Annotated in this window: 22 protein-coding genes; 2 read left to right on the forward strand and 20 right to left on the reverse strand. The window is 60.6% G+C overall.

Annotated features, from left to right (window positions below):
- Nucleotides 1-57: 57 nt before the first annotated feature.
- From flhE to otsB, 18 genes are all read right to left on the reverse strand, one after another.
- Nucleotides 58-462, reverse strand: coding sequence for a flagellar protein FlhE (gene flhE / locus AC6I7Z_RS11645; RefSeq protein WP_497814319.1), 405 nt, complete (start codon nt 460-462; stop codon nt 58-60).
- On the reverse strand, nt 462-2,555 hold the full coding sequence (gene flhA / locus AC6I7Z_RS11650) for a flagellar biosynthesis protein FlhA (protein WP_497814320.1): 2,094 nt from the start codon (nt 2,553-2,555) through the stop codon (nt 462-464). Before flhA ends, flhE begins: the two co-directional genes overlap by 1 nt.
- Nucleotides 2,548-3,699, reverse strand: a complete 1,152-nt coding sequence (gene flhB, locus AC6I7Z_RS11655) for a flagellar biosynthesis protein FlhB (RefSeq protein WP_497814321.1) — start codon at nt 3,697-3,699, stop codon at nt 2,548-2,550. The genes flhA and flhB overlap by 8 nt, the downstream gene beginning before the upstream one ends.
- 185 nt (nt 3,700-3,884) lie before the next feature.
- Nucleotides 3,885-4,526 carry a protein phosphatase CheZ gene (gene cheZ / locus AC6I7Z_RS11660; RefSeq protein WP_033749725.1) on the reverse strand — a complete coding sequence of 214 codons (642 nt, stop codon included), beginning with the start codon at nt 4,524-4,526 and terminating at the stop codon, nt 3,885-3,887.
- Nucleotides 4,527-4,535: 9 nt separating this feature from the next.
- Nucleotides 4,536-4,925 carry a chemotaxis response regulator CheY gene (gene cheY / locus AC6I7Z_RS11665; protein WP_033749727.1) on the reverse strand — a complete coding sequence of 130 codons (390 nt, stop codon included), beginning with the start codon at nt 4,923-4,925 and terminating at the stop codon, nt 4,536-4,538.
- Nucleotides 4,926-4,964: 39 nt separating this feature from the next.
- On the reverse strand, nt 4,965-6,014 hold the full coding sequence (locus tag AC6I7Z_RS11670) for a protein-glutamate methylesterase/protein-glutamine glutaminase (protein ID WP_497814322.1): 1,050 nt from the start codon (nt 6,012-6,014) through the stop codon (nt 4,965-4,967).
- Nucleotides 6,014-6,886, reverse strand: a complete 873-nt coding sequence (gene cheR / locus AC6I7Z_RS11675; protein ID WP_497814323.1) for a protein-glutamate O-methyltransferase CheR — start codon at nt 6,884-6,886, stop codon at nt 6,014-6,016. The genes AC6I7Z_RS11670 and cheR overlap by 1 nt, the downstream gene beginning before the upstream one ends.
- A gap of 85 nt (nt 6,887-6,971) precedes the next feature.
- On the reverse strand, nt 6,972-8,648 hold the full coding sequence (locus tag AC6I7Z_RS11680) for a methyl-accepting chemotaxis protein (protein ID WP_497814324.1): 1,677 nt from the start codon (nt 8,646-8,648) through the stop codon (nt 6,972-6,974).
- Between the two features lie 151 nt (nt 8,649-8,799).
- Nucleotides 8,800-10,458, reverse strand: coding sequence for a methyl-accepting chemotaxis protein (locus tag AC6I7Z_RS11685; RefSeq protein ID WP_497814325.1), 1,659 nt, complete (start codon nt 10,456-10,458; stop codon nt 8,800-8,802).
- Nucleotides 10,459-10,629: 171 nt separating this feature from the next.
- Complete coding sequence (locus AC6I7Z_RS11690) at nt 10,630-12,309, reverse strand: methyl-accepting chemotaxis protein (protein ID WP_497814326.1); 1,680 nt, start codon at nt 12,307-12,309, stop codon at nt 10,630-10,632.
- Nucleotides 12,310-12,465: 156 nt separating this feature from the next.
- A complete protein-coding gene (gene cheW / locus AC6I7Z_RS11695; RefSeq protein WP_033749739.1) occupies nt 12,466-12,963 on the reverse strand; it encodes a chemotaxis protein CheW in 498 nt (165 codons plus the stop codon).
- Between the two features lie 22 nt (nt 12,964-12,985).
- The gene (gene cheA / locus AC6I7Z_RS11700; protein ID WP_497815435.1) at nt 12,986-14,974 is read right to left on the reverse strand and encodes a chemotaxis protein CheA; all 1,989 of its coding nucleotides are present in this window, start codon (nt 14,972-14,974) and stop codon (nt 12,986-12,988) included.
- A 10-nt stretch (nt 14,975-14,984) separates the two neighbouring features.
- Complete coding sequence (motB, locus tag AC6I7Z_RS11705) at nt 14,985-15,932, reverse strand: flagellar motor protein MotB (protein WP_497814327.1); 948 nt, start codon at nt 15,930-15,932, stop codon at nt 14,985-14,987.
- A complete protein-coding gene (gene motA, locus AC6I7Z_RS11710; protein ID WP_497814328.1) occupies nt 15,929-16,816 on the reverse strand; it encodes a flagellar motor stator protein MotA in 888 nt (295 codons plus the stop codon). Before motA ends, motB begins: the two co-directional genes overlap by 4 nt.
- 133 nt (nt 16,817-16,949) lie before the next feature.
- Nucleotides 16,950-17,528, reverse strand: coding sequence for a flagellar transcriptional regulator FlhC (flhC, locus tag AC6I7Z_RS11715; RefSeq protein WP_033791326.1), 579 nt, complete (start codon nt 17,526-17,528; stop codon nt 16,950-16,952).
- The gene (gene flhD / locus AC6I7Z_RS11720) at nt 17,529-17,879 is read right to left on the reverse strand and encodes a flagellar transcriptional regulator FlhD (protein ID WP_033749748.1); all 351 of its coding nucleotides are present in this window, start codon (nt 17,877-17,879) and stop codon (nt 17,529-17,531) included.
- A 968-nt stretch (nt 17,880-18,847) separates the two neighbouring features.
- On the reverse strand, nt 18,848-20,284 hold the full coding sequence (gene otsA / locus AC6I7Z_RS11725) for an alpha,alpha-trehalose-phosphate synthase (RefSeq protein WP_497814329.1): 1,437 nt from the start codon (nt 20,282-20,284) through the stop codon (nt 18,848-18,850).
- Between the two features lie 5 nt (nt 20,285-20,289).
- Nucleotides 20,290-21,069 carry a trehalose-phosphatase gene (otsB, locus tag AC6I7Z_RS11730; protein WP_497814330.1) on the reverse strand — a complete coding sequence of 260 codons (780 nt, stop codon included), beginning with the start codon at nt 21,067-21,069 and terminating at the stop codon, nt 20,290-20,292.
- A 470-nt stretch (nt 21,070-21,539) separates the two neighbouring features.
- Here otsB and pdxK point away from each other — a divergent pair, with 470 nt between their 5' ends.
- Nucleotides 21,540-22,382 carry a pyridoxine/pyridoxal/pyridoxamine kinase gene (gene pdxK, locus AC6I7Z_RS11735; protein ID WP_497814331.1) on the forward strand — a complete coding sequence of 281 codons (843 nt, stop codon included), beginning with the start codon at nt 21,540-21,542 and terminating at the stop codon, nt 22,380-22,382.
- Nucleotides 22,383-22,442: 60 nt separating this feature from the next.
- On the forward strand, nt 22,443-23,261 hold the full coding sequence (locus AC6I7Z_RS11740) for a substrate-binding domain-containing protein (protein WP_497814332.1): 819 nt from the start codon (nt 22,443-22,445) through the stop codon (nt 23,259-23,261).
- Nucleotides 23,262-23,319: 58 nt separating this feature from the next.
- Here AC6I7Z_RS11740 and AC6I7Z_RS11745 read toward each other — a convergent pair whose 3' ends face one another.
- Both AC6I7Z_RS11745 and AC6I7Z_RS11750 read right to left on the reverse strand, forming a co-directional pair.
- Nucleotides 23,320-23,880 carry an NlpC/P60 family protein gene (locus tag AC6I7Z_RS11745; RefSeq protein ID WP_497815436.1) on the reverse strand — a complete coding sequence of 187 codons (561 nt, stop codon included), beginning with the start codon at nt 23,878-23,880 and terminating at the stop codon, nt 23,320-23,322.
- 144 nt (nt 23,881-24,024) lie between these two features.
- Nucleotides 24,025-24,954: a LysR family transcriptional regulator gene (locus AC6I7Z_RS11750; RefSeq protein WP_497814333.1), complete on the reverse strand. Its 930-nt coding sequence runs from the start codon at nt 24,952-24,954 to the stop codon at nt 24,025-24,027.
- Nucleotides 24,955-25,053 lie beyond the last annotated feature (99 nt).

The raw sequence follows: 25,053 nt of genomic DNA on the forward strand, positions 1-25,053 counted from the left end.
CCAGACTATCCGTACAGCTAACATTTGCGCGCGCTTTAGGTTCTCCCTTCCCCGCTTTTAATTCTGGTAATTCACCATCACTTCGCTGCTCAGCACCCGCAAACCCGGCGGCAGCGCGCCCCTGCCCGCCACGCCGAACACCATATAGAGCGTTTCGCTGGCATCCAGCGAGGCCAGCTCGCGCGTCGCGCCGCTGCCGCCCTCCAGCGAGGCGCAGCGCTGCGCGCCGCAGAGCTTCACCTGCAATCCCGACGGCGCCGCGCCGGTAAGCTGATAGCGCCAGTTAATCAGATTCACCGTGCCGGAGACGCCCGGCGGCGCATGCAGCGGCTTTGACTTCACCCAGGCGCCGCGGTTGCTCAGCGGCGGGCCGCTTACGCTGGCGTGCCACGCGCCCGACGCGGCGTAAAGCGGCAGCGCCGTCAGCGACAGCAGCGCCAGACCCCACAGCCGGTAACGCATTACTTGCCTCCGATGGTGGCGGTCATACGAATTTGCCGATTGTCGGTCAGCTCCATATTGGAGAGCACCACCAGCTGCGGCAGATTGCGGCGCAGGAAACGCGCCAGCAGCGCGCGCAGCGGATGATTGACCAGCAGCACCGGCGGCGCGCCCAGCATCTCCTGCCGCTGGAGCGCGGCCTGCGCCTGTTCCAGCAGTCGGTCGGCCAGACCCGGCTCCAGCCCGCCGCCGCCCTGCAGCGCCTGCAGCAGCAGACGCTCCAGCGTGGTATCGAGGCCGATCACCTGCACTTCGTCATTGCCCGGGAACCACTGCTGGGTAATGGCGCGGCCCAGCGCTACGCGCACTACGCTGGTCAACTCCTGCGGGTCGTTCTGCACCGGCGCATGCTCCGCCAGCGTTTCGATAATGGTGCGCATATCGCGAATCGAGACGCGCTCGACCAGCAGGTTTTGCAGCACCTTGTGCAGCGTCGTCAGGGTGATAACGCCCGGCACCAGATCTTCCGTCAGCTTCGGCATCTCCTGGCTGACGCGATCGAGCAGCTGCTGCGCCTCCTGACGGCCAAACAGCTCGCTGGCGTACTGGCCAATCAGGTGGTTAAGGTGCGTCGCCACCACGGTGCTCGCCTCAACCACGGTAAAGCCCTGGATCTGCGCCTGCTCTTTCAGCGCGCTGTCGATCCAGATAGCCGCCAGGCCGAACGCCGGATCGACCGTCGCCTCGCCCGGCAGCGTGCCCGCCGCCGTGCCTGGGTTGATCGCCATCCAGCGGCCAGGATAGGCATCGCCGCTGCCAATCTCGACCCCTTTCATCAGAATGCGGTAGCGCGCAGGCGGCAGCTCCATGTTGTCGCGGATATGCACCACCGGCGGCAGAAAGCCGACATCCTGCGCCACCTTTTTACGGATGCTGCGGATGCGTCCCAGCAGCTCGCCGTTTTGCGTGCTGTCCACCATCGGGATCAGGCGATAGCCGACCTCCATGCCCAGCGTGTCCTCCAGCTGCACGTCGGTCCACGAGGCTTCGGTATTGGCTGGCGTGTCGGACGCTTTCATCACCGCGCTGCTGGCGGCTTCCGGATTCTTCTTCGCCTCCATCTCGCGGCCGCGCATCCACCAGGCCAGGCCGAGCAGCGCGCCGGTAAACAGCAGAAACACGAAGTTCGGCATGCCCGGCACCATACCAAGCAGGCCGAGCACGCCGGCGCTAAGCAGCATGACGCGCGGGTTATTGAACAGCTGCCCCACCATCTGCTCGCCGACATCCTGATCGGTGCCGACGCGGGTGACGATCACGCCCGCCGCGGTGGAGATCACCAGCGCCGGGATCTGCGCCACCAGGCCGTCACCGATGGTCAGCAGCGTATAGGTCTCGGCGGCGTGGCCAATATCCATGCCGTGCTGCACCACGCCGACCAGCAGGCCGCCGATGACGTTAATCACCATAATGAGAATGCCGGCGATGGCGTCGCCGCGCACGAACTTACTGGCGCCGTCCATCGAGCCGTAGAAGTCCGCTTCCTGCGTCACTTCGCTACGGCGCGTTTTCGCCTCCTGTTCGCCGATCAGGCCGGCGTTCAGATCGGCGTCGATCGCCATCTGTTTACCCGGCATGCCGTCAAGCACAAAGCGCGCGCCCACTTCCGCGATACGCCCTGCGCCTTTGGTGATAACCATAAAGTTGATCACCACCAGGATAACGAACACCACGATGCCGATAGCGAAGTTGCCGCCGACGAGGAAGTGGCCGAACGCTTCGACCACCCGTCCCGCCGCGCCCGCGCCGGTATGGCCTTCCATTAAAATGATACGCGTCGAGGCGACGTTCAGCGCCAGGCGCAGCAGCGTCGAGAAGAGCAGGATGGTCGGGAAGGCGGCGAACTCCAGCGTGCGCTGGGTGAACATCGCCACCAGCAGCACCATAATCGAGAGCGCGATGTTAAAGGTGAACAGCAGATCGAGGATGAAGGCGGGCAACGGCAGCACCATCATCGACAGGATCATCATGATCAACACGGGGCCGGCAAGCACCTGCCACTGTGTATCTTTCAGGTTGTTCGGTAAACGCAGTTTTGCGGCCAGGTTAGCCATCGTTTCGCTTCTCTCCTGCAAAGTCCATCTCTGCCGGGACCGGCAGGTTTTTCGGTTTGTTTGGGATCAGGCCGCCTTCGCGCTTCCAGCGTCGCAGCTGCCAGACCCAGGCCAGCACTTCCGCCACCGCCGCGTAAAGCGCGCCGGGGATCTGCTGGCCGATTTCAGTGTGCCGGTAGAGGGCGCGCGCCAGCGGCGGCGCCTCCAGCAGCGGAATGCGATGCTCGGCGGCGATCTCACGGATCTTCAACGCCACCTCGCCCGCGCCTTTCGCCACCACTTTCGGCGCGCTCATCTTGTTCTCGTTGTACTGCAGCGCCACCGAGTAGTGCGTCGGGTTGGTCACGATCACGTCCGCCTTAGGCACATCGGACATCATGCGGCGGCGCGCGGCGGCGCGCATCGCCTGGCGAATGCGTCCTTTGACGTGCGGATCGCCCTCCTGCTGTTTGAATTCGTCGCGGATCTCCTGGCGCGACATGCGCAGCTTTTTGTAGTAGCTGTAGAGCTGCCAGAAAACGTCGTAGCCCACCATCGGGATAAGGCCGAGCACCACCAGCGCGCAGCAGGCGGCGATCATCCCCAGCCCGTGCATCAGCGCATTGGTGGGCGACTGACTGATCAGCCGCAGCATCTCCGGCCAGTGCGACCAGATGTACCAGCCGCCGACGCTGCCCACCAGAATCGCCTTCAGGATCCCCTTAAAGAGTTCGGTCCAGGCCTGCGCGGCGAACATGCGGGCGAAGCCGGGCAGCGGATTGAGCTTTTTAAAGTCCATCTTGATCGATTTGCCGCTGATCACGATGCCGCCCAGCAGCATCGGCGCGGCGATCGCCACCAGCACCAGCCCGCCCATCAGCGGCAGCAGCGCCATAACCGCCTGGCCGATCAGGCTGCTGATATGGCCGATAATCAGCTTGCTGTCGTTCACCATGCTGTGATCGAAGCGCAGCCCGGAGGCGACCATCGCCGCCAGCTGGCGCGCCATCAGCGTGCCGCCCAGCCAGAGGATCATCAGTCCCGCCAGCAGCATCAGCACCGACGTCAGCTCGCGCGAACGCGGAATCTGCCCCTCTTCACGCGCTTTTTCAAGTCGGTGGGGTGTGGGCGATTCTGTTTTGTCCTCGTCGCTCTCTTCAGCCACGACAAACCTCAGTGGGTAGGAATTCTGAGCATAGGATGCCAAATTTGGCTTTGGTTAAAGCGAAGATAAAACGGGGAAAAGAGGCGCTCTTTGGCGGATGAGTTTAGTAATGAGGAACGGGGCCGCCCGGAAGGCGGCCCCGCTGATGGCAAGCCGTGGCCAGCCCGACGGCGGGCCACGCAGGATTAAAACCCTAAGCTATCCAGCAGGTCGTCGACCTGATCCTGGTTCGCCACCACGCCCGGCGCATCAGCGTGGATCTGCGGACCGTTCAGCAGGCTGGTGCCCTCCTGACGCTTCTCGGCGCTGACTTCCGGCATATTCTCCAGCAGCACCATCAACAGCTGGCGCTCAATCTCCTGGATCACATCCATCATGCGCTTGATAACCTGACCGGTCAGGTCCTGGAAATCCTGCGCCATCATGATTTCAAGCAGCTGCTTGTTGGTAAAGGCGGTATGATCGGGTACTTCGCTGAGGAATGCGCGCGTATCCGTCACCAACTCCCGCGCATCGGCCAGTTCAATCGGGTTTTCAAACCATTGGTCCCAACGCCCTTTCAGCTGGGTTGCCCCGGCTTCCATTTTATCCTGATGCGGTTGCGCCGCTTCGACGCAGTTCAGCGCACGGTCGGCGGCCTGCGCCGTCATCTGCACCACATAATCCAGACGATCGCGGGCATCGGGAATGGCTTCAGCCGCATCGGCAATGGCTTTATCCAGCCCCAGCTCGCGCAGACTGTCGCGCAGCATGCGCGTCAGAGAGCCGATGCGAGCAATGATGTCGTGTGCCGAGGCATCCTCAGTTGGTTTCGGAAGGTCGCTCATCACATCTCCTTACATGCCCAGTTTTTCGAAGATCTTGCCTAACTTCTCTTCCAGCGTAGCGGCGGTGAAAGGCTTCACCACGTAGCCGCTGGCGCCAGCCTGTGCGGCGGCGATAATGTTCTCTTTCTTCGCTTCCGCGGTCACCATCAGCACCGGCAGCTTGCCCAGCGCGGCGTCGGCGCGAATGGTCTGCAGCAGCTGCAGGCCATCCATGTTCGGCATGTTCCAGTCGGAGATCACGAAGTCGAAACCGCCCGCTTTCAGCTTGCCGAGGGCGTCTACGCCATCTTCCGCTTCTTCGACGTTGTTGAAGCCCAGCTCTTTCAGCAGGTTACGCACAATACGACGCATCGTGTTGAAGTCGTCCACCACCAAAAAGCGCATGTTTTTATCAGCCATAATTACTCCTGTGTTATCTCGCCCGGCAGGACGGGCCTGTTAAATACGCAGTGCCTGTCCGGCGCTAATTTTTGCCAGCATATGCTGGCTGATGTTGCCTAAATCCACGACTTCGCTTACACCGCCGCTGGCGATGGCTTCTCGTGGCATTCCAAAGACCACGCAGGAGGCTTCGCTCTGCGCGATGGTCCAGGCGCCGGCGCGATGCATTTCCAGCATGCCCGCCGCGCCGTCGTTGCCCATGCCGGTGAGGATGACGCCCACCGCGTTACGTCCGGCGTTGATGGCTACCGATTTGAACAGCACGTCCACAGAGGGTTTGTGGCGGTTCACCGGCGGCCCTTCATTCAGTTTCACGACATAGTTGGCGCCGCTGCGCGCCAGCTCCATATGCATCGCGCCAGGGGCGATGTAGGCGTGCCCAGGCAGGATGCGCTCGCCGTCCTCCGCCTCTTTCACCGTGATCTGACAGAGCTTGTTAAGGCGATCGGCAAAGGATTTGGTAAAGCCCGGCGGCATATGCTGGGTGATCATCAGCGCCGGACTGGTCGGCGGCAGCGGCTGCAGCACGTGGCGAATCGCTTCGGTGCCGCCGGTGGAAGAGCCGATGGCGATCAGCTTTTCGCTGCTCAGCAGCGGCCCAGCCTTTAAGGTCAACGGCGCCGGCATCATCGGGCGGGCGTGCAGCTGCGCGCGCGCCGCCGCGCGGATCTTGTCGGCGATCATCTGGCTGTAGGCCAGCATTCCTTCGCGGATGCCGAGCTGCGGCTTGGTGACGAAATCCACCGCCCCAAGCTCGAGCGCGCGCAGGGTGATCTCGGAGCCTTTGCCGGTCAGCGACGACACCATCACCACCGGCATCGGGCGCAGACGCATCAGCTTCTCGAGAAAGTCGAGGCCGTCCATGCGCGGCATCTCCACGTCCAGCGTCAGCACCTGCGGGTTGTACTGCTTGATTAAATCGCGGGCGACCAGCGGATCGGGCGCTGTCGCCACCATCTCCATATCGGGATGACTGTTGATGATTTCGGTCATCAACTGGCGCATCAGCGCGGAGTCGTCCACGCACATTACGGTGATTTTGCTCATCATCTTTCCTTCGTCAGTCCATAGACGGTTTGTCCACGCAGCCAGAACTCTTTGCTGATCTGACTAAAGTTCTCTGAATGACCGGCAAACAGCAGTCCGCCCGGCTTCAGCAGGGGAACAAAACGGCGCAGAATCTTTTCCTGCGTCTCTTTATCGAAATAGATCATTACGTTGCGGCAGAAGATCGCATCGAAGGGCCCCGGCAGCGCCCACTCGTTCGCCAGCAGGTTAAGCTGGGCGAAGTTAACGCTGTTCGCCAGTTCGGGGCGCACCCGCACCATGCCCTCATGCGGGCCGGTGCCGCGCAGAAAAAAGCGCTGCATCTGCTGCTGCGACAGCGTGCGCAGCTCTTCCTGGCGATAGACGCCGGAAATCGCCTTCTCCAGCACCTGGGTATCGATATCGCTGGCGTGCACCTGGAACTTACCCGGTCCGGCGCCCAGCGTTTCCGCCAGCGTCATGGCGATCGAGTAAGGCTCTTCGCCGGTCGAGGCGGCGGCGCACCAGACGTTAAAGCTGCCCGCGCGCTTGCGCGCGTGTTCCGCCAGAATGGGGAAATGGTGCGCCTCGCGGAAAAATGCCGTCAGGTTGGTGGTCAACGCGTTGATAAAGGCCTGCCACTCTGCGCTGTTGACGTCGTTCTCCAGCAGCGCCAGATAGCGGCCGAAGTCGTCGATGTTCAGCGTGCGCAGACGACGCACCAGACGGTTGTAAACCATTTCGCGCTTGTGGTCGGCCAGCACAATGCCAGCGCGCTGATAGATCAGCTGGCTGATACGACGAAAGTGTGTATCCGAAAGCGGCAGGCGCTGCACCATCTGTGAGAGCAGCGTTGTCGCTTCGGTTTGATCCAGTAACGTCGATTTCTTCATTTCAGGTCACCTGGCACTGTACTTAATTCATTAGACTCTGCTGCTATGTCGGGCGGCGTTGCCGCCGGCCCGACCATCCAGGCGATTAAAAGGTTTCCCAGTTGTCGTCGCTGCGAACAGCTGGCGCGCGGGAGGCCGCAGCCGGCGCGTCCAGCCGTAAACTTTTCGACGCCGTAGTTCTGTTAACGGCCTGGGCGACAAATTCTTTACCAATATTGAACACAGAAACTGCCTGTTTCAGTCGGCTGGCCTGATCTTCCAGCGAGGCGGCCGCCGAAGCGGACTCTTCCACCAGCGCGGCGTTCTGCTGAGTGACGCGATCCATCTCCGTCACCGCGAGGCCGACCTGATCGATGCCGCGGCTCTGCTCGTCCGACGCCGAGGCGATCTCGCCCATGATGTCGGTGACGCGCGTCACCGCGCTAACGATGTCATTCATGGTCTCGCCTGCGCTCTCTACCAGCACCGAGCCGGTATCGACGCGCGCCACGGAGTCCTCGATCAGCGCTTTGATCTCTTTCGCCGCCTGCGCGCTGCGCTGCGCCAGGCTGCGTACTTCGCCCGCCACCACGGCAAAGCCGCGGCCCTGCTCGCCCGCGCGCGCCGCTTCCACCGCCGCGTTCAGCGCCAGAATGTTGGTCTGGAAGGCGATGCCGTCGATGACGCTGGTGATATCGGCAATCTTTTTCGAGCTGCCCGCGATGTCGCTCATGGTTTTCACCACGCCGTCCACCACTTTGCCGCCCTTCTGCGCGGTTTCCGAGGCGCTCAGCGCCAGCTGCGACGCCTGGCGGGCGTTCTCGGCGTTCTGTTTCACGGTGGCGGTAAGCTGCTCCATGCTGGCGGCGGTCTGCTCCAGCGACGCCGCCTGCTGTTCGGTGCGGGACGAGAGATCGTTATTGCCGATGGCGATTTCGCTGGCGCCGGTGTAGATGGCGTCCGCGCCGTCGCGCACGGTGGAGACGGTGCGCGCCAGCTCCTGCTGCATCTCCTGCAGAGCCTCAAGCAGGTCGCCCAGCTCGTTGCGAACGCTATAGGTGATCGGCTGCGTCAGGTCGCCGCGCGCGATATGGCGGATATGCTCGATGCTCAGCTTCAGCGGACCGATCAGCGCGCTGCGCATCACCGTCCAGACCAGCAGGCTGATCAGCAGCGAGGCGATCACCAGGCCGATCGCCATAAGAATGGCGTGGTGGTATGCGGTGTTATTGGCGTCGATGCCCTGCTTCGCCAGCAGCTGATTATGGCTCTGCCAGGCGTTGTAATCGTTTTCAAACTTATCCTGAAAACCCTGTGTCGGCTGGTCGACAAAGCCCTTGAAGTTACCGGCGGCAAGGAAGCCGGTCAGCTCGGTCAGCGCGTCGCGGTAGGCTTTATAGTTCGCCTGCAGCGTCAGCACGTTCTCGGCGGTTTTCCCCTTTTCCGACAGGTTGGCGTTGAAGTCGGCGAAACCCTGATCGGCGACCTTCAGCTCCTGGTTGGCCAGCGCCACCAGATCCTGCACCGTCGCGCCGGAACCGGCCTGCTGGCTGTCCAGCAGGTAGCGGATGCCGGCCCGGTTCAGGGTATTGCGCGCCTGAACCAGGGAAACCCATGAGGTGCCCATCGCCTGCTGTAGCGTCGCAAGACGCTGGTTATAAGCAAAATTCTCTTTGTCAGCTTTTACTGTATTGAAAAAAGCGCTTCCGGAAACCAGCTGGAGCAGAACAAACAGCGCCAGCACGCCCAGCAGCCCGGAGATAACGCGTACTCGATTAAACATAAACACCTCATTGGTTGGCGGATCTCACCAGTTATCGGCCTCAGCGAGGGGATCTTTATGCAGGAAACGCGGGATTGAACCCGCTGGAGTGAAAATGAAAAGGCGGGCGGGATCGAAAAGGCCCGCTTCCCTGCGGGCAGTGCGTTGCGGGTTAAAAGGTTTCCCAGTTATCGCCGCCCGCCGGCGCGGCCAGCGCCTTGCGCACCGGCGCTGCCACCACCGCGCGCGACGCCGCGCGAACCGCCTGCGCGGCGCGCGGGATATTAAACACCGCCACCGACTGACTGAGGCGGCTCGCCTGATCTTCCAGCGAGGCGGCCGCCGAGGCGGACTCCTCTACCAGCGAGGCGTTCTGCTGGGTGACGCGATCCATCTCCGTCACCGCCTGACCCACCTGGTCGATGCCGCGGCTCTGCTCGTCCGACGCCGAGGCGATCTCGCCCATGATGTCGGTAACGCGCGTCACCGCGCTGACGATTTCGCTCATGGTGTCGCCCGCGGTGCCCACCAGCTGCGAGCCGGCATTGACGCGGTTCACCGAGTCTTCGATCAGCGACTTAATCTCTTTCGCCGCCTGCGCGCTGCGCTGCGCCAGGCTGCGCACTTCGCCCGCCACCACGGCAAAGCCGCGGCCCTGCTCGCCCGCGCGCGCCGCTTCCACCGCCGCGTTCAGCGCCAGAATGTTGGTCTGGAAGGCGATACCGTCGATGACGCTGGTGATATCGGCGATCTTCTTCGAGCTGCCCGCGATATCGCTCATGGTTTTCACCACGCCGTCCACCACGCTGCCGCCCTTCTGCGCGGTTTCCGAGGCGCTCAGCGCCAGCTGCGACGCCTGACGGGCGTTTTCGGCGTTCTGCTTCACGGTGGCGGTAAGCTGCTCCATGCTGGCGGCAGTCTGCTCCAGCGACGCCGCCTGCTGTTCGGTGCGGGCGGAGAGATCGTTGTTGCCCGCCGCGATTTCGCTGGCGCCGCTCAGGATGGCGTCGGAGCCGTCGCGCACGTTGCTGACGGTGCTGACCAGCGCCTGCTGCATCTCCTGCAGGCCGTTCGCCAGCTGGCTCATCTCGTTGCGCCCTTCCACCGCAATCGGCTGGGTGAGATCGCCCGCCGCAATGGTACGGATATGGGTCAGCAGCTGGCGCAGCGGCTGGATCAGCACGTGGCGCAGGCCGAACCAGCAGGCGACGACCACGCCGATCACCAGCAGCGCGACCGCCGCCAGCAGCCACATCATCTGGGTAAAGGCGCGCTGGTTCTGCTCGGCGCCCTGGGCGGCAAGCGTGGTCTGCTTCGCGCGCCACTCGCCATAGGCCGCCTGCATGGCGTTCTGGGTCTGCTCGATATTGAAGCGGAACATACCCTGCAGATCGCGCGCCTTCAGGCGCTCCAGCATCCCGGCCAGGCCGTCGTGATAGCTGGCGTACTGCGCTTCGAGACGGTCGCGCAGCGCCACCTCAAGGCCCGGCGTCGACGGAAGATCGTAATAGACTTTGAAATGGCGATCGGCCTGCGCCAGCTGCTGCTCGGTCTGCTTCACCAGCTCGTCTAACGGGCCGCCGTTGATCTGCGCCGCCGTGCTGCTCTGTAGCCGCAGCATGGCGCGGTTAAGGGTGATGCGCGTCTGATTCAGCGCGATCCAGGCGTCGGTCATCGCCGTGACGTTGCTGGTGGAGACCTGCGCCAGCGCGAAGGCCTCTTTATCTTTATGCAGCGCGGACCAGAAGAGTCCGCCCGACGTGAGCTGCAGCAGGCTAAAGATAGCCAGCACGGCGATCAGGCTGGTGACCACTTTGATTCTTTTCAACATATATTTTCCCGGGAGTCATAAAAAAACGTGCAGGCTCTCTATCGGCGCGCGGCCGCCATATCTGAGCCGGTTTAACGGTTTTTAGAGTTATGTAGGTTTTTAAAGCGCGGTTTGACGTTGAGGAGGATGAAATGCCGGGCGGCTGCCCGGCAGGGTAAAAGATGAAGCCGATCAGAAGGTTTCCCAGTTGGCGTCGCTGCCGGGCGCGGCCAGCGCTTTGCGCGGCGCGGCGGAGGCCGGGCTGAGCGCAGGCGCCGCGATCTGGACGTGTCGGGTGCCAGCAGCCGCCGCCGCGGCGCGCGGGATGTTAAACACCGCCACCGACTGGCTCAGGCGGCTCGCCTGCGACTCCAGCGAGGCGGCCGCTGCGGCGGACTCCTCTACCAGCGAGGCGTTCTGCTGAGTGACGCGATCCATCTCCGTCACCGCCTGACCCACCTGGTCGATGCCGCGGCTCTGCTCGTCCGACGCCGAGGCGATTTCGCCCATGATGTCGGTGACGCGCGTCACCGCGCTGACGATCTCGCTCATGGTGTCGCCCGCGGTGCCCACCAGCTGCGAGCCGGCATTGACGCGGTTCACCGAGTCTTCGATCAGCGACTTAATCTCTTTCGCCGCCTGGGCGCTGCGCTGCGCCAGGCTGCGCACTTCGCCCGCCACTACGGCAAAGCCGCGGCCCTGCTCGCCCGCGCGCGCCGCTTCCACCGCCGCGTTCAGCGCCAGAATGTTGGTCTGGAAGGCGATGCCGTCGATAACGCTGGTGATATCGGCGATCTTCTTCGAGCTGCCCGCGATGTCGCTCATGGTTTTCACCACGCCGTCCACCACGCTGCCGCCCTTCTGCGCGGTTTCCGAGGCGCTCAGCGCCAGCTGCGACGCCTGGCGGGCGTTTTCGGCGTTCTGCTTCACGGTGGCGGTAAGCTGCTCCATGCTGGCGGCGGTCTGCTCCAGCGACGCCGCCTGCTCTTCGGTGCGGGCAGAGAGATCGTTGTTGCCTGCGGAGATTTCGCTGGCGCCGGTAAAGATGGCGTCGGAGCCGTCGCGCACGTTGCTGACGGTGCTGACCAGCGCCTGCTGCATCTCGTGCAGGCTGGCGGCCAGCTGGCTCATCTCATTGCGCCCTTCCGCGTGGATCCGCTGCGTCAGGTCGCCCTGCGCAATCTGCTGGATGTGGGCGATATTGGCGTTCAGCGGATTGATCAGCACGCGACGCAGGCCAATCCAGCACAGCGCGATAACCACTACCACCAGCGCCATGATGGTGCCGAGGATCCAGAGCATACGCGTGTAGGCGCTGGCGTTTTTCTCCACGCCCAGCTCGGACAGGTGCGCCTGGTTGGCGCGCCAGTCGGTATAGATCTGCAGGAAGGCGTTCTGGCTCGGCGCCACCGGCGCCTTGCCCGCCTCGGCAAGATTGTTAGCCTGCAGCGCGGCTTGCAGCTGAGTCAGCGCGGTCGCATAGGCGCCGTAGGCGTCCATCAGACGGTTGTTGAGCGCCGCGTCCTGCCCCGGCGTGTCCGGCGTGGTTTTAAACAGATCGAAATTGGTCGCCGCAACCTGCTGGAAGTGCTGGCTGTCGGTAAACAGCGAGGCGATATCCGGCGTGCTGCCATCCACCTTACTGTTGGCGATGCGCAGCTGAATACGCGTCAGCACGACGCGGCTCTGGTTAAGGCTCATATAGGCGTCGTTAAGCGCCTGCAGATTTTTACTGGCGAGCTGCGATACGTTGAAGCTGTTTTTATCATCGCTCAATGCAGAGAAGAACACTGCCCCGGAGAAAGCCTGGAACAGGCCGAACATCAATAACACCAGCAGCAAGCTGGTGACGACACGAATTTTGGTTAGCATAAGGAAGCCCTGGAGAAGTAGGAGATAAAGCAGTAGAGGTATCGGCAGAATACGGAATATATTTAGCGCAAGGCGGGATAAATAAAATGCGCTTGTTATTGATTTTAAAGGTAAATAGTCACGAGCCGGTTTGATGCCGGCTCGTGACACAGCGGCTTACGCGCTGCGCAGCGTATCCATCAGCGCCATCTCTTCGCTGCTCAGCAGCTTCTCGATGTCCACCAGAATCAGCATGCGCTCGCCGAGCGCGCCAAGACCGGTCAGGTACTCGGTCGACATGGTCACGGCGAACTCCGGCGAAGGACGGATCTGATCCTGGGTCAGCGACAGCACGTCAGAGACGCCGTCTACCACGATGCCGACCACGCGATGCTCCAGATTCAGCACAATCACCACGGTGTTGTCGTTGTACTCGACATCCGGCTGGGAAAACTTCACGCGCAGATCGATAATCGGCACGATGACGCCGCGCAGATTGGTGACGCCCTTGATAAACTCCGGCGTATTGGCGATGCGCGTGACCTGATCGTAGCCGCGGATCTCCTGCACCTTAAGAATATCGATACCGTACTCTTCGTCTCCCAGCGTAAATACCAGGAACTCCTGGCCGACGGTTTCGCCGGCGATTTTGGTCACGGTTGCCATTCCAGTCATGTTTCTACCCTTTTGTTATCAGTCAGGCGGCCGCGCCGGCCACACGTTTTTCACGGTTGAGCGATTGCAGCGCCGACACGTCAACGATCAGCGCGACGCTGCCGTCGCCGAGGATGGTGGCGGCGGAGATGCCAGGCACCTTGCGATAATTGCTTTCGAGGTTTTTCACCACCACCTGATGCTGGCCAATAAGCTGATCGACCAACAGCGCGTAGCGTTTGCCGGCGCTCTGCAGGATCACCACGATGCCCTGCGTCGCCTCGGTTTTCGCGCCCTGCACGTCAAACACGTTCCACAGCTCGACCAGCGGCAGGTATTCGCCGCGCACTTCCAGCACGCATTCGCCGCCCGCCAGCGGCTTCAGCTCTTCACCGCGCGGCTGCAGGGATTCCATTACCGCGTTGAGCGGCAGGATAAAGACTTCGTCCGCCACGCGCACCGACATGCCGTCGAGGATCGCCAGCGTCAGCGGCAGCAGAATGCGGATGGTGGTGCCTTTGCCCTGCTTCGAGGCGATCTCTACATGGCCGCCCATCTCCTGGATGTTTCGCTTGACCACATCCATGCCGACGCCGCGGCCCGACACGTCGGTGACCTGCTCAGCGGTGGAGAAGCCCGGTGCGAAGATCAGCATGCCGACCTCTTCGTCGCTCATGTTTTCGCTGACCGGCAGGCCGGACGACAGCGCTTTGGCGAGAATGCGTTCGCGGTTCAGGCCGGCGCCGTCGTCAGAGACTTCGATACAGATGTTGCCGCCCTGATGTTCCGCCGACAGCGTCAGGTTGCCGGTGGCGACCTTGCCTGCCGCCAGGCGTTTTTCCGGCGACTCGATGCCGTGATCCAGGCTGTTGCGCACCAGATGCGTTAACGGATCGATAATGCGTTCGATCAGGCTCTTGTCGAGTTCGGTCGAGCTGCCGAGCAGCGTCAGCTCCACCTCTTTGCCCAGCTTGCTCGCCAGGTCGCGCACCAGGCGCGGGAAGCGGCTGAAGACATACTCCATCGGCATCATACGGATCGACATCACCGATTCCTGCAGATCGCGCGCGTTGCGCTCCAGCTGGCCCATGCTGTTCAGCAGGTCGCCGTGCGCCACCGGATCGAGTTCGCCCGAGCGCTGCGCCAGCATCGACTGGGTGATCACCAGTTCGCCGACCAGGTTGATCAGCTGATCGACCTTCTCAACCGCGACGCGGATGCTGCTTGATTCGCTGGTTTTAGCCGGCGCGGCGGCGCGTTTGCCTTCGCGCTTCGCCACCGGCAGTTCGCTGACGCTGGCGCTCTGCACCGGCGCGGCCTCTTCGACCGGCGCGGGCGCGGCGACCGGCGCCACCTCTGCGACCGGCGCGGCGTCCGCGTCCGGGAAGCGGATCTGCGCCTCTTCGATGACGAAGCAAAGCACCGCCACGATGTCGTCTTTGCTGACGCCGTCGATGCTCGCCTCAAGGAAATCGCTGCCTTTGACCACGTTGCTCAGGGCGCCGAGATTGCCCAGCTCCTCCAGCATCAGATCGACCTCTTTCTCTTTCAGGTCGACCAGCTTCACGCGCAGGCCGCTGCTGGCGGGCGCGCTCTGCGCGGCAGGCGCGGTGGCAACGACGGCGGGCGCGGCGACCGGCAGGCCTTTCGCCTCTAACGCCAGCTGGCGCAGCGCTTCGCAGATGTAGTTAAAGCTTTCCGCGTTAGGCTCCTGCGCGGTTTTATAGGCATCGAGCTGTTCCTGCATAATATCTTTGGTTTCCAAAAACAGGTTGATGATGTCGGTGCTGAGCTGCATCTCGCCGCGACGAGCACCATCCAGAATATTTTCCAGAATGTGGGTAGTTTCCTGCAAAACCGTAAAACCAAAGGTTCCGGCTCCGCCTTTTATCGAATGGGCGGCGCGGAAAATGGCATTTAGCTGCTCGGAGTCCGGCTCCTGGGGATCGAGCCCCAGCAGATGCTGCTCCATATCAGCTAACAGCTCATCGGCCTCATCGAAAAACGTCTGGTAAAAATCGCTGATGTCCATGCTCACGGGATCACCTCGGCTGTGAGGGGGCTGTTGTGGTTACCGGGCTGCTGCCTTGCGGCACAGGCGGCGCGGTAATCTTTTCTATGGCCGCCGGATCGCTCACCTGTACGGCGTCGCTCTCGGCGTTCTCTTTTTCAATCGCCGCTTCGGTGTCATGGTTCAACACCAGCAGGCTAATGCGGCGGTTTACGGCATCGTTACCGACGCGATTTTTCAGTTTCATGGTGTCGGCCATGCCGACCACGCGCAGGACTTTGCCGCCGTCGAGCCCGCCCATCACCAGCTCGCGACGCGAGGCGTTGGCGCGATCGGCGGAAAGCTCCCAGTTGCTGTAGCCGCGATCGCCATTCGCGTACTGGAAGTCGTCGGTATGGCCCGCCAGGCTGATGCGGTTCGGTATATCGTTAAGCAGCGGCGCAATGCCGCGCAGGATGTCGCGCATATAGGGTTCGACCTCGGCGCTGCCGGTTTTAAACATCGGCCGGTTCTGGCTGTCGATAATCTGGATGCGCAACCCCTCTTCCACCATGTTGATGATCAGGTGCGGACGCAGCGCTTTCAGACGCGGATCCGCTTCAATCAGCTGGTCCAGTTTTTCGCGCAGGCGATTCAGGCGAATGTCGTCGAGCTTGCGCTTCTGCTCATCCATATTGACGACCTTTTTCACTTCGCCCTGGACGCGCGTCGCGTCGTCGCCGCCGCCTGGAATCGGGCTGTCGCTATCGCTGCTGCGCTTGCCGCCGGTCAGGGCGACCTTCAGCGGCGTTTTAAAATATTCGGCGATCTGCACCAGCTCCTGCGGGCTGGAGATGGAGATCAGCCACATCACCATAAAGAAGGCCATCATCGCCGTCATAAAGTCGGCATAGGCGATCTTCCAGGAGCCGTGGCTGCCTTCATGACCTTTATGCTTGCGCTTTTTGACGACGATGATCGGACGGTTGCTGTTCTTCATGCAGTTTCGTCCGAAGTCTGTTTCGCCGGGTTCTTCGCGTTACGTACGTGCTCCTCCAGTTCGCTGAACGACGGGCGCTCAGTGGAGTAAAGGGTCTTACGGCCAAACTCCACCGCAATCTGCGGCGCATAGCCGTTCAGGCTGGAGAGCAGCGTGACCTTGATGCACTGCATCATCTTGGTGTTTTCCGCGCACTTCTGGCGCAGCACCGACGCCAGCGGCGAGATAAAGCCGTACGCCAGCAGGATGCCGAGGAAGGTTCCGACCATCGCATGCGCCACCAGCGCGCCCAGCTCGGCGGCCGGACGGTCCGCTGAGGCCAGCGCGTGTACCACGCCCATTACCGCCGCCACGATGCCGAAGGCTGGCAGGCCGTCGCCGACGGCGGATAAACTTTGCGCTGGCACTTCGCATTCATGTTCGTAGGTTTCGATCTCTTCATCCATCAGCGCCTCGATCTCAAAGGCGTTCATGTTGCCGCTGACCATCAGACGCAGATAATCGGTAATAAAATCCACCAGCTGTTTATCGGCGAGAATACGCGGATAATTAGCAAAAATTTCGCTCTGTGCCGGATCTTCAATATCGCGCTCCAGCGACAGCATGCCCTGCTGGCGCGACTTGGCCATCAGGCGATAGAGCAGCGCCATTAAATCCATATAAAGGGATTTATTATATTTCGAGCCGCGCATCAGCTTCGGCAGCGCTTTTACCGTCTTTTTAATCGACTTGCCGTTGTTGCCGACGAAAAAAGCGCCAAGGGCGGCGCCGCCGATAATTAACAGCTCTGACGGCTGGTAAAGGGCCCCCAGGTGACCGCCCACCAGCGCATATCCGCCCAAAACGGATGCGACAACAATGATATACCCCAATAAGATCAGCACTAGAACATCCTTACGTCCGTAACGTGTTGGTGGAAGTTAAGCCAGAGAGCCGCAGGCGCTATTCAAATCGTGGGCAAAAAAAAAGCAGCGGGGGATACCCGCTGCTGGATGACTTTCCACGATGCGAACAAACTTAAACGGCGTGTTTAACCTGTTCATCCAGCAGTTGTGGAAAGGTATCGGCAGAATCTGCAGAAAGTTTACGTCTTTTTACCGCGCGCGACGGCGGCTGGCACAGGCTGCAGACAAAGCTGCCGACCGGCTGATGCGCATGGTTGATGAAACTGCCGCTGCAGCTTTTGCAGTCGGCCAGTTCGAGCATATTACTTTCAACGAATCGCACCAGGGTCCAGGCGCGCGTCAGCGCCAACAGCGGGCCCTCGTCCGATTGCGGACACTGTTCGAGATAGAGGCGGTAAGCTTTGATTACCGCGTCAACGCCGGTCGCCATGCCGGTTTTCAGCATAAACTGCCAGGCGTTGCAGAACATAGAAGCGTGAATATTCTGCTCCCACGTCATAAACCAGTCGGTCGAAAAAGGCAGCATGCCCTTCGGCGGCGGACTGCCGCGCAGCTCTTTATAAAGCTTAATTAAGCGGCCGCGACTTAACTGGGTTTCGCTTTCCAGCATTTGCAAACGTGCGCCGAGGGTAATTAATTCCATCGCGAGTTGAATATCGCGCGCTTCCTGAACAATGCTCTTTTCCGACATTTACATCGCCCTCTTCTTCGCCGGCGTCTCATCCTTAGAAACATTACGCAGTAAACGGCTAGATAATAAAATTCCGGTGTGGATTTGTTGTAAATCATCCACGCGAGATTCCTGCGTCAGGCGATTAATAATAGCGTGATCGTTAAAGCGAAACTGGCAAACCAACTGATTGGTTTCCGCTAACTTTACCATTTCAGGCAGAGTTAATTGCGACAATGCGTTAGCCATCTCTTCATCAATTCCGAGGCGAAACATTGCAGAAGCTTTTTCCTGGTTAATTAATCGCTGTGCAAGCAGTAAATACGACAGATTGATATCATAAATATGTTTTAGTAAATCAGATGTACCCATTTTTTCCATCCTGACAGACGCGACGTGAGAGCATCGCAGAAAAACCCTCTGCGTTACGGGTTGCTGGTTGTTAGATCTAAAGATGGCAAAAATTTACAGCCAAAAACCAAACGTACTCTGAAGTCTGCTCATGTCCTGAACGACATATTGACAGTGTTAGTCAAAACCCCAGGGCCATTCTTTTTTAAATTATTGCGCTCTTCCGTGACGTCTTTTTACATTTTTTTAAGACTATTCCTAAAACAACGCAAATCTATCCCGTCTGATTTACACATACAACGACAGGACCGTGAAATTTTAGATAAAGTGTGATCTGCGTCACACTTTTAAGGCAAATTTTTTCCTGAACCCTTCAGTGGCGCTTTTATTTTGTCTGTTTTTTGCACAAATCTGCGTTGTTTCATTTATATTTCGTCCTAACAAAGTGCTTATTCCCCTTATGGACCCGATATATCTTTCATCGCGCCTCCTTAGCGATCAATTATTTTTAACATTGCTTTTAACACCCTAGAAGGCGCTGCCAACGGATAGCAAGGCAGCATAATATGCTAAACAGGCGCATTGTTAATCGCTGGAAAATTAATTACTTAGGGCAAATATTTCCTGGAGTGAGTAAGCGAAGCGTAAAGAGAGACGGCGCACATTCGTCGCGTTTCAGCAACGAATCGTTAACCTTTAACGGTGGGCGTAAAGCAGAGGGCAGCAGATGTAACAATACGTTACATTAGAAATATGAATGAATAGGGCATTTGACACTTTGATGACTCACAACTATCGGCATTTCACCACCAGACTTTAGGTCTGCGCGCAGAAAAAAAGCGATTTTTTTCTCAACTGTGGTTTAAAACAGCAAACCGAATCCCCTGGCGTTGTCAGGCGACAACCCAATGCTTTAGCGGGACTGGACAGAGACCGGCTGGAGAGAGAGACGATAAACGGCGGCCCCTGAGAGCGGGCCGCCGTGAAAATCAGGCGAGTTTCGGGAAAGTCGCCACTTTATTTGCCGTGCCGTGATCTGCGCTGCGCGGCGGGATGGCCCACAGATCCTTCAGGAAGCTCTCGCGCCAGTGGGTGATGTCATGCTTGCGCAGCACCGCCATCATGTCGTTGTAGCGCGAAATACGCTCGGTGCGCGGCATGGTCAGCGCCTTATTCAACGCCGCCGCCACTTCGTCACGATCGTAGGGGTTAACAATCAGCGCCGAGGTCAGCTCGTTGGCGGCGCCGGCAAAGCGTGACAGCACCAGCACGCCCGGATCGTCCGGGTCCTGCGCGGCGATATACTCTTTCGCCACCAGGTTCATGCCGTCGCGCAGCGGCGTCACCAGCCCGACGTCGGTGAGACGGAAGATTTTCATCAGCAGACGGCGGTCAAAATGCTGGTTCAGGTAGTAGAGCGGCGTCCAGCCCAGCGTGCCGTACTTGCCGTTAATGCGGCCAGCTTCGGTTTCGAGCTGATGACGAATGTCCTGATACGCCTGCACGTCCCCGCGCGAGGTCGGCGCAATCTGCGAATAGCGGATTTTGCCGCGATGCTCGGGGAAGTTTTCCAGCAGCGCTTCATAGGCCAGGAATCGCTCCGGCAGCCCTTTGGAATAGTCGAGGCGCTCGCAGGCGATAATGTTCTTCGCATCGCCCAGCTCGCGTTTCATCGCCGCCATTTTCGGCGGCAGCGGACCTTCGGCCATCTCTTTGATGCTGTCCGGCTCAATGCCGATGGGGTAGACCTCGGTCATAAAGGTGTTGCCGAACGCACGGTGCTTTTTGTCGCCCATGTTCTGCAGCTGCGTCAGCTGGCTGAGGCAGTCGAGGAAAGCGACGCGATCCGATTCGGTCTGGAAGCCCAGCAGATCGTAATCGCACAGCATCTCCAGCAGCTCTTTATGCGGCGGCAGCGCGTTGAAAATTTCCGGGGTCGGGAACGGGATGTGCAGGAAGAAGCCGATGCGGTTATTCACGCCCTGCTTGCGCAGTTCGGCGGCGAACGGCAGCAGATGATAATCGTGGATCCACAGGGTATCGTCCGGTTTGATCAGCGGCTTCAGGCGCTGCGCCAGCATCTCGTTGACGCGGCAATAGCCGTCCCAGGCTTCGCGCTGGAACTGAACCAGATCGAGGCGGTAGTGAAACGCGGGCCAGATAACGGTATTGGAGAACTGGCAGTAATAGAGATCATAATCGTTCTGGCTCAGCGGCAGCGCGGCGTAGGAGATGCCGTCATGCTCTACCTGTACCAGTTCGTCTTCCTCTTCTCCGGAAAATTCGCTGATCTCTCCGTTCCAGCCAAACCACAGGCCGCCGGTGCTTTTCAGCGCGTCAAGAATGCCGACGGCGAGGCCGCCTGCGCTGGCTTTTTTCCCATCAGGAATGGCGATTCGGTTAGATACGACCACTAAACGACTCATAACCTTTACTCCTTACCGACATTGTCTTGTTTTATTTGTAATAGTAATCGCTCCAGCCACGCGTGAACCGCCTCAACGTCTGGCAGTCGATAGCGCGCCTGACTGGAACCTTGTCCAACCTTCACGGAAATGCCCTGCATGGCGTTTACGGCGATAAATCCTTTCTCATCGGTCAGATCGTCTCCGACAAATACCGGGATACGACCGGCAAAGGGCGCTTCGCGCATAAAGGCGCGTATGGCTTCGCCTTTATCGACTCCCTGCGGTTTGATCTCCACAACGCATTTTCCCGGCTGAAGCGCCAGCGCCGGAAAGCGTTTCACGGCCTGTTCGGCCAGATTAAGGACATCCTGTTCATGCTGCATCGCCTGACGGTAATGCAGCGCAAAGGCCATGCCTTTGGCCTCGAGCAGCGTGCCTGGCCAGCGCGCCATCGCCTCTTGCAGCTGCTGCTGCAAGGCTTCGGCCACCGTGGGATCCAGGCGGATAAGGTGCTGTTCGCCCTGCGCGTCGCGACGCTCTGCGCCGTGAACGCCCGCAGCAGGCGCGATTAACGGCGCGGCCAGCGCGTCGAGCTGTGAAACAGGCCGCCCCGACACCAGCGCCAGCGCGCCGTGACAGAGTGAAGCGAGCTGTTGCAGCTGCTGACGCACTTTTTCCGGGATGAAAACGGCGTCAGGCTGCGGCTGAATAGCGGCAAGGGTGCCGTCTACGTCAAAAAAGAAGGCATAAAGACCGCCGCTTAGCGCAGGAAGCGAGGCATGTTCATTCGCCGCTTGGGTCACGTGTCTTCTCCTGTAGTTGATCCGGGCGCGTACGATTCGCGGCTTGTCAGGTCAGAGGCCTGGCTCGTCAACGCGCCATTGCAGGATGTTTTAGCGAGGATGAATGTCTGCGGGATGGTCAGCCGGAACGGCTGAGCGTGGGGTAAAGTGCAGGGCAAAAACTGCGGATACCAGCAAGTCACTTCAAATAAGACGCCACTACGTTTTAAAACCTTCACAGACATATCAACCTGACTGAAAACATCGTCGCGATTAAGTGTAGACGGCCTTGCCATATTTGCCAGTCGACGCGGCATTATTTGCCTGTTCTTAGCAGAATATGCTGCTGTTAGCGCTTCGCTTAGCGCTGCGCCGCGCGTTGTCCGGCAAGGGCTGGAGAGGTTAAGGGAAGCGGCGCGCCGCAGAGCGGTCTGCCGCTGGCCGCCTCGCACGCGGTATACTGGCGAAAGAGTGCTAACAAGGAGCGCAATATGTTTCAGGTTTCCGACGCATCAGACGGCGAGATCATCGACGTCATCTCTGTTCAGTCTCAGGTGGTATACGGCAGCGTAGGCAACAGCATCGCCGTCCCCGCGCTGCGACGCCATGGATTGCAGGTCGTGGCGGTGCCCACGGTGCTGTTGAGCAATACGCCCCACTACGCCAGCTGCTACGGCGGCGAGATCCCTCAGCCCTGGTTTGAAGGCTATTTGACCGCGCTGGCCGAGCGCAACCTGGATAGCGCCGCGCGCGCCGTGGTGCTGGGCTATCTGAAATCCACCGATAAGGCGGCGTCGCTGGCGCGCTGGCTGCGGCTGATGCGTGAGAAAAACCCGCAGTTGCCGGTGATTATCGATCCGGTACTGGGCGACGACGACAGCGGTTTCTATGTCGATCCGCAGCTGGCGATCCACTATCGGCAACAGCTTGCGCCGCTGGCGACCGGTCTGACGCCGAACCGCTTTGAGCTGGGCTGCCTGTGCGACGCGCCGCTGGAGAGCGACGCCGAGATTATCGACGCCGCGCGTTCGCTGCTCGGCGCGCAAACCCAATGGGTGGTGGTGACCAGCGCCACGCACGACGAGGCGCGTCACAGCATGCAGGTGTTTTGCGTGACCGCGCAAGAGACCTTCGTCACCGAGCACCCGCGCTACGATAATCCGCCCAAAGGCACCGGCGATCTCTTTACCGCCGAGCTGACCGCCCGCCTGCTGCGCGGAGCGCCGCTGAGCCAGGCCGTTGAGCAGGCGAGCCTGTACGCCCAGCAGTCGGTGCTGGCGACCCGCACGCTGGGCAGGCGCGAACTGCAGCTGTCGGCCGCAGCGACATTGTGAAACAGGGGCCTCATCCTTTATGGTACAGAGACCTCTACCCACCTCAACAGGGCCTTCTCAATGTATAACAACACCTGTAAAACCATTGGCGTGCTGAGCCATGATTTCAGCCATCCGCAGACGGCGGCGCTGCTGCAGGAAGTGAACCGGCAGCTTAACGCGCGCGGCTGCGCGGCGCTGCTGGTCGACGCCGCCGATGAACGCGCGCGTCAGCTGGCGCCGCTGCTGAGCGGCGCGCTGCATCTTTCCGGAGAGTTTAGCGACGCGTTTCGCGCCGCTGCCGGGCCGATACCGCTGCTGGCGCTGGATGAGCTAAACCGGGACGGCTTTGCCGCTGGCGCGGAAATGGGTCGGCTGCTGCTGGCGCAGGGCCACCAGCGTTTCGGCTACCTGCAACAGTCGCGCGCTGCCGATCCCGCCCGCATCGACGGTTTCTGCGGCGTCTTAGCGGCGGCGGAGAAACGCCTGGATCAGTCGCTTATCGCCGCCGACCTGAACGATGAGCGCGACAGCGGCTATCAGGCGATGCTTGCCTACCTGAAACGCGCCCGCGCCTCGGAGCGCATCCAGGCGCTCTTCTGCGACAGTGACCGGCTGGCGTTCGGCGCGCTGCAGGCGGTGCGGGACTTTGGTCAGGGCGCGCATGTCGCCGTGGTGGGATTTGGTGATTGCATTGAGGCAGGCGCCTCGACCTGGCATCTGACGAGCTGGGCGCAGCCGCGCGCGCTGCGGGTAACGGAGGCGCTCAACCGTCTGCTGCTCAATCGCGTGGAGGAGGATGGCGCCTGGCGTCACGGCGAACTGCGGGTGCGCCACTCCCATCAGGGCAAGGCGGCGCTGGGCGAAATGGGCCAGTGCGGCTGCGCCGTTCGACACTGATCAAAAAGCCCGCCGAGAGGCGGGCTTTACGCGTTGGTCAGAGGGCCCGCAGGCCATATTACTTACGCGCCAGCGTCATGCCGCTGCCTTTATTAAGGGTGATCTGCGCGTTGTACTCTTTCGGCAGGCGCCGCGCCTGATAGAAGACTTTCTGCCAGTAAGGATTATTCAGCTCGGAGCGCACTACGCCCTGGCTAACCGAGGCGTGGAAAAAGTGCTGGTCGGTATCATAGAAGCCGACGTGCATGCCGCCGTTGATGCGGAAAAAGACCAGGTCGCCCGGCTGCAGATCGCGCGGCGCGATGCGCTTGCCCATTTTCAGCAGTTCGGTGGTGGTGACGCGATCCATCGGCAGGTTAAAGCGATCTTTCAGCGTGCGCCAGACAAAGCCGGAGCAGTCGACGCCGGAAAGTTCGGTGCCGCCCCACTGATATTGCGTGCCGTGCCAGGTGTGCATTTGATCGTGCAGCGCGGCAACGACCGGAATAAGATCGCCCTGATCGCCCTGGCCCTCATCGCTGACCTGCGTATCGTTCTGTGCGGATGGTTCAGTAGAATGGCGCGAGCAGCCGCCAAGCAGAAAAGCGGAAGCTAACACAAGCGTCAGCAGAGGTCGCAGAGTCATCATCGTGTAAGGTGAAACCCTAAGCAGGTTGGCGTGGTAGAGGACTTATAGCCTAATTACCCTTTCCGCTAAACCCGGCTGGCTTTCGCTTTACGTTAATTTACAAAAAGTGCCGCTAAGGCGCGCTATGCGCTGATTTTAATGCAAATATTCGCCTGCGCGCGACGCGTTGAGCGACTCTATCACGCCGGTCAAATGTTGAATCACCTGCTGAGCGGCGCGCGACAGCTGACGCGCCGGCGCGCAGCATAATGCCAGCGTCAGCGGCCGCACGTTAGGGTCGCGCAGCGGCACAAAGCTCAACGTCCCCCGCTCTACCTCATCCATCACGTCCAGCAGGCTTAACATGCTGATGCCGCTACCCTGCTTAATCAGCGATTTAATCAGGCGGATGTCGTTACAGGTAATGACGTTCTCCGGCTGCAGGCTATGCCGCTGGTAGAGCATATCGACCCGCTCATGCACCACCAGCGGCGCGCCGGGGATGATATGCCGCTCCGCGCTGAGCTGGCCGGTGGAGAGCGTCGCATGCGCGCTAAGCGCGTGGCCGGCGGGCAGCACCACGCCAATCGGCAGCTCGGCGAAGGCCATCACGCTCAGCCCGGCCTGCGCCTGCGGATCGAGCACCAGTCCGGCATCCAGCTCCGCCAGCCGCACCTGCTCGCCTATCTGCGCGCTGTCGTGCACGCTGAGGTCGAGCCGCAGCCAGGGGTGCGTCTGCGCAATCTGCGACAGCGCATCGGCAATTGCCCCTTCGTTCAGCGCCTGAATCAGTCCGAGGCTGACGTGGCCGCGCCGCAGTCCCTGTATCTCATCGAAGCGCTGGCGGGTGCGCTGGTACTCGCGCTGCCAGCGACGCAGGTCGTCCAGCAGCAGCTCGCCGGCGCTGGTAAGGCGCATGCCGTCCGGCAGGCGTTCGAACAGCCGCATGCCCAGCTCCTCTTCCGCCTGCAGGATCTGCCGGTTAATCGCCGAGGCGGAGACGTGTAGCCGTTCCGCCGCCTTGCGCAGGCTGCCGCTGCGCGCCAGCTCGAGAAAGTAGTGAGAAAACCGTGAAAAAGGGAGCATGAGCGACCTGTACTGTTTAACGCAACACCTTAGTGAAAAAACGATGATGGATCGTTGCACCCACCTCTGTCCACAATGTTCGCATCTTCTCTTGCGCCC

The organism is Pantoea sp. X-Soil-MYKO-1289, assembly GCF_059730625.1.

Bases quoted from the DNA above. Each gene is read 5' to 3' on its own strand.
- cheW (WP_033749739.1), bottom strand. From the start codon at position 12,963: ATGACTGGAATGGCAACCGTGACCAAAATCGCCGGCGAAACCGTCGGC.
- pdxK (WP_497814331.1), top strand. From the start codon at position 21,540: ATGTTTCAGGTTTCCGACGCATCAGACGGCGAGATCATCGACGTCATC.
- cheR (WP_497814323.1), bottom strand. From the start codon at position 6,886: ATGAAGAAATCGACGTTACTGGATCAAACCGAAGCGACAACGCTGCTC.
- cheA (WP_497815435.1), bottom strand. From the start codon at position 14,974: ATGGACATCAGCGATTTTTACCAGACGTTTTTCGATGAGGCCGATGAG.
- AC6I7Z_RS11680 (WP_497814324.1), bottom strand. From the start codon at position 8,648: ATGTTTAATCGAGTACGCGTTATCTCCGGGCTGCTGGGCGTGCTGGCG.
- AC6I7Z_RS11740 (WP_497814332.1), top strand. From the start codon at position 22,443: ATGTATAACAACACCTGTAAAACCATTGGCGTGCTGAGCCATGATTTC.
- flhA (WP_497814320.1), bottom strand. From the start codon at position 2,555: ATGGCTAACCTGGCCGCAAAACTGCGTTTACCGAACAACCTGAAAGAT.
- cheY (WP_033749727.1), bottom strand. From the start codon at position 4,925: ATGGCTGATAAAAACATGCGCTTTTTGGTGGTGGACGACTTCAACACG.
- flhD (WP_033749748.1), bottom strand. From the start codon at position 17,879: ATGGGTACATCTGATTTACTAAAACATATTTATGATATCAATCTGTCG.
- AC6I7Z_RS11690 (WP_497814326.1), bottom strand. From the start codon at position 12,309: ATGCTAACCAAAATTCGTGTCGTCACCAGCTTGCTGCTGGTGTTATTG.
- AC6I7Z_RS11670 (WP_497814322.1), bottom strand. From the start codon at position 6,014: ATGAGCAAAATCACCGTAATGTGCGTGGACGACTCCGCGCTGATGCGC.
- motB (WP_497814327.1), bottom strand. From the start codon at position 15,932: ATGAAGAACAGCAACCGTCCGATCATCGTCGTCAAAAAGCGCAAGCAT.
- flhC (WP_033791326.1), bottom strand. From the start codon at position 17,528: ATGTCGGAAAAGAGCATTGTTCAGGAAGCGCGCGATATTCAACTCGCG.
- flhE (WP_497814319.1), bottom strand. From the start codon at position 462: ATGCGTTACCGGCTGTGGGGTCTGGCGCTGCTGTCGCTGACGGCGCTG.
- AC6I7Z_RS11685 (WP_497814325.1), bottom strand. From the start codon at position 10,458: ATGTTGAAAAGAATCAAAGTGGTCACCAGCCTGATCGCCGTGCTGGCT.
- cheZ (WP_033749725.1), bottom strand. From the start codon at position 4,526: ATGAGCGACCTTCCGAAACCAACTGAGGATGCCTCGGCACACGACATC.
- otsA (WP_497814329.1), bottom strand. From the start codon at position 20,284: ATGAGTCGTTTAGTGGTCGTATCTAACCGAATCGCCATTCCTGATGGG.
- AC6I7Z_RS11750 (WP_497814333.1), bottom strand. From the start codon at position 24,954: ATGCTCCCTTTTTCACGGTTTTCTCACTACTTTCTCGAGCTGGCGCGC.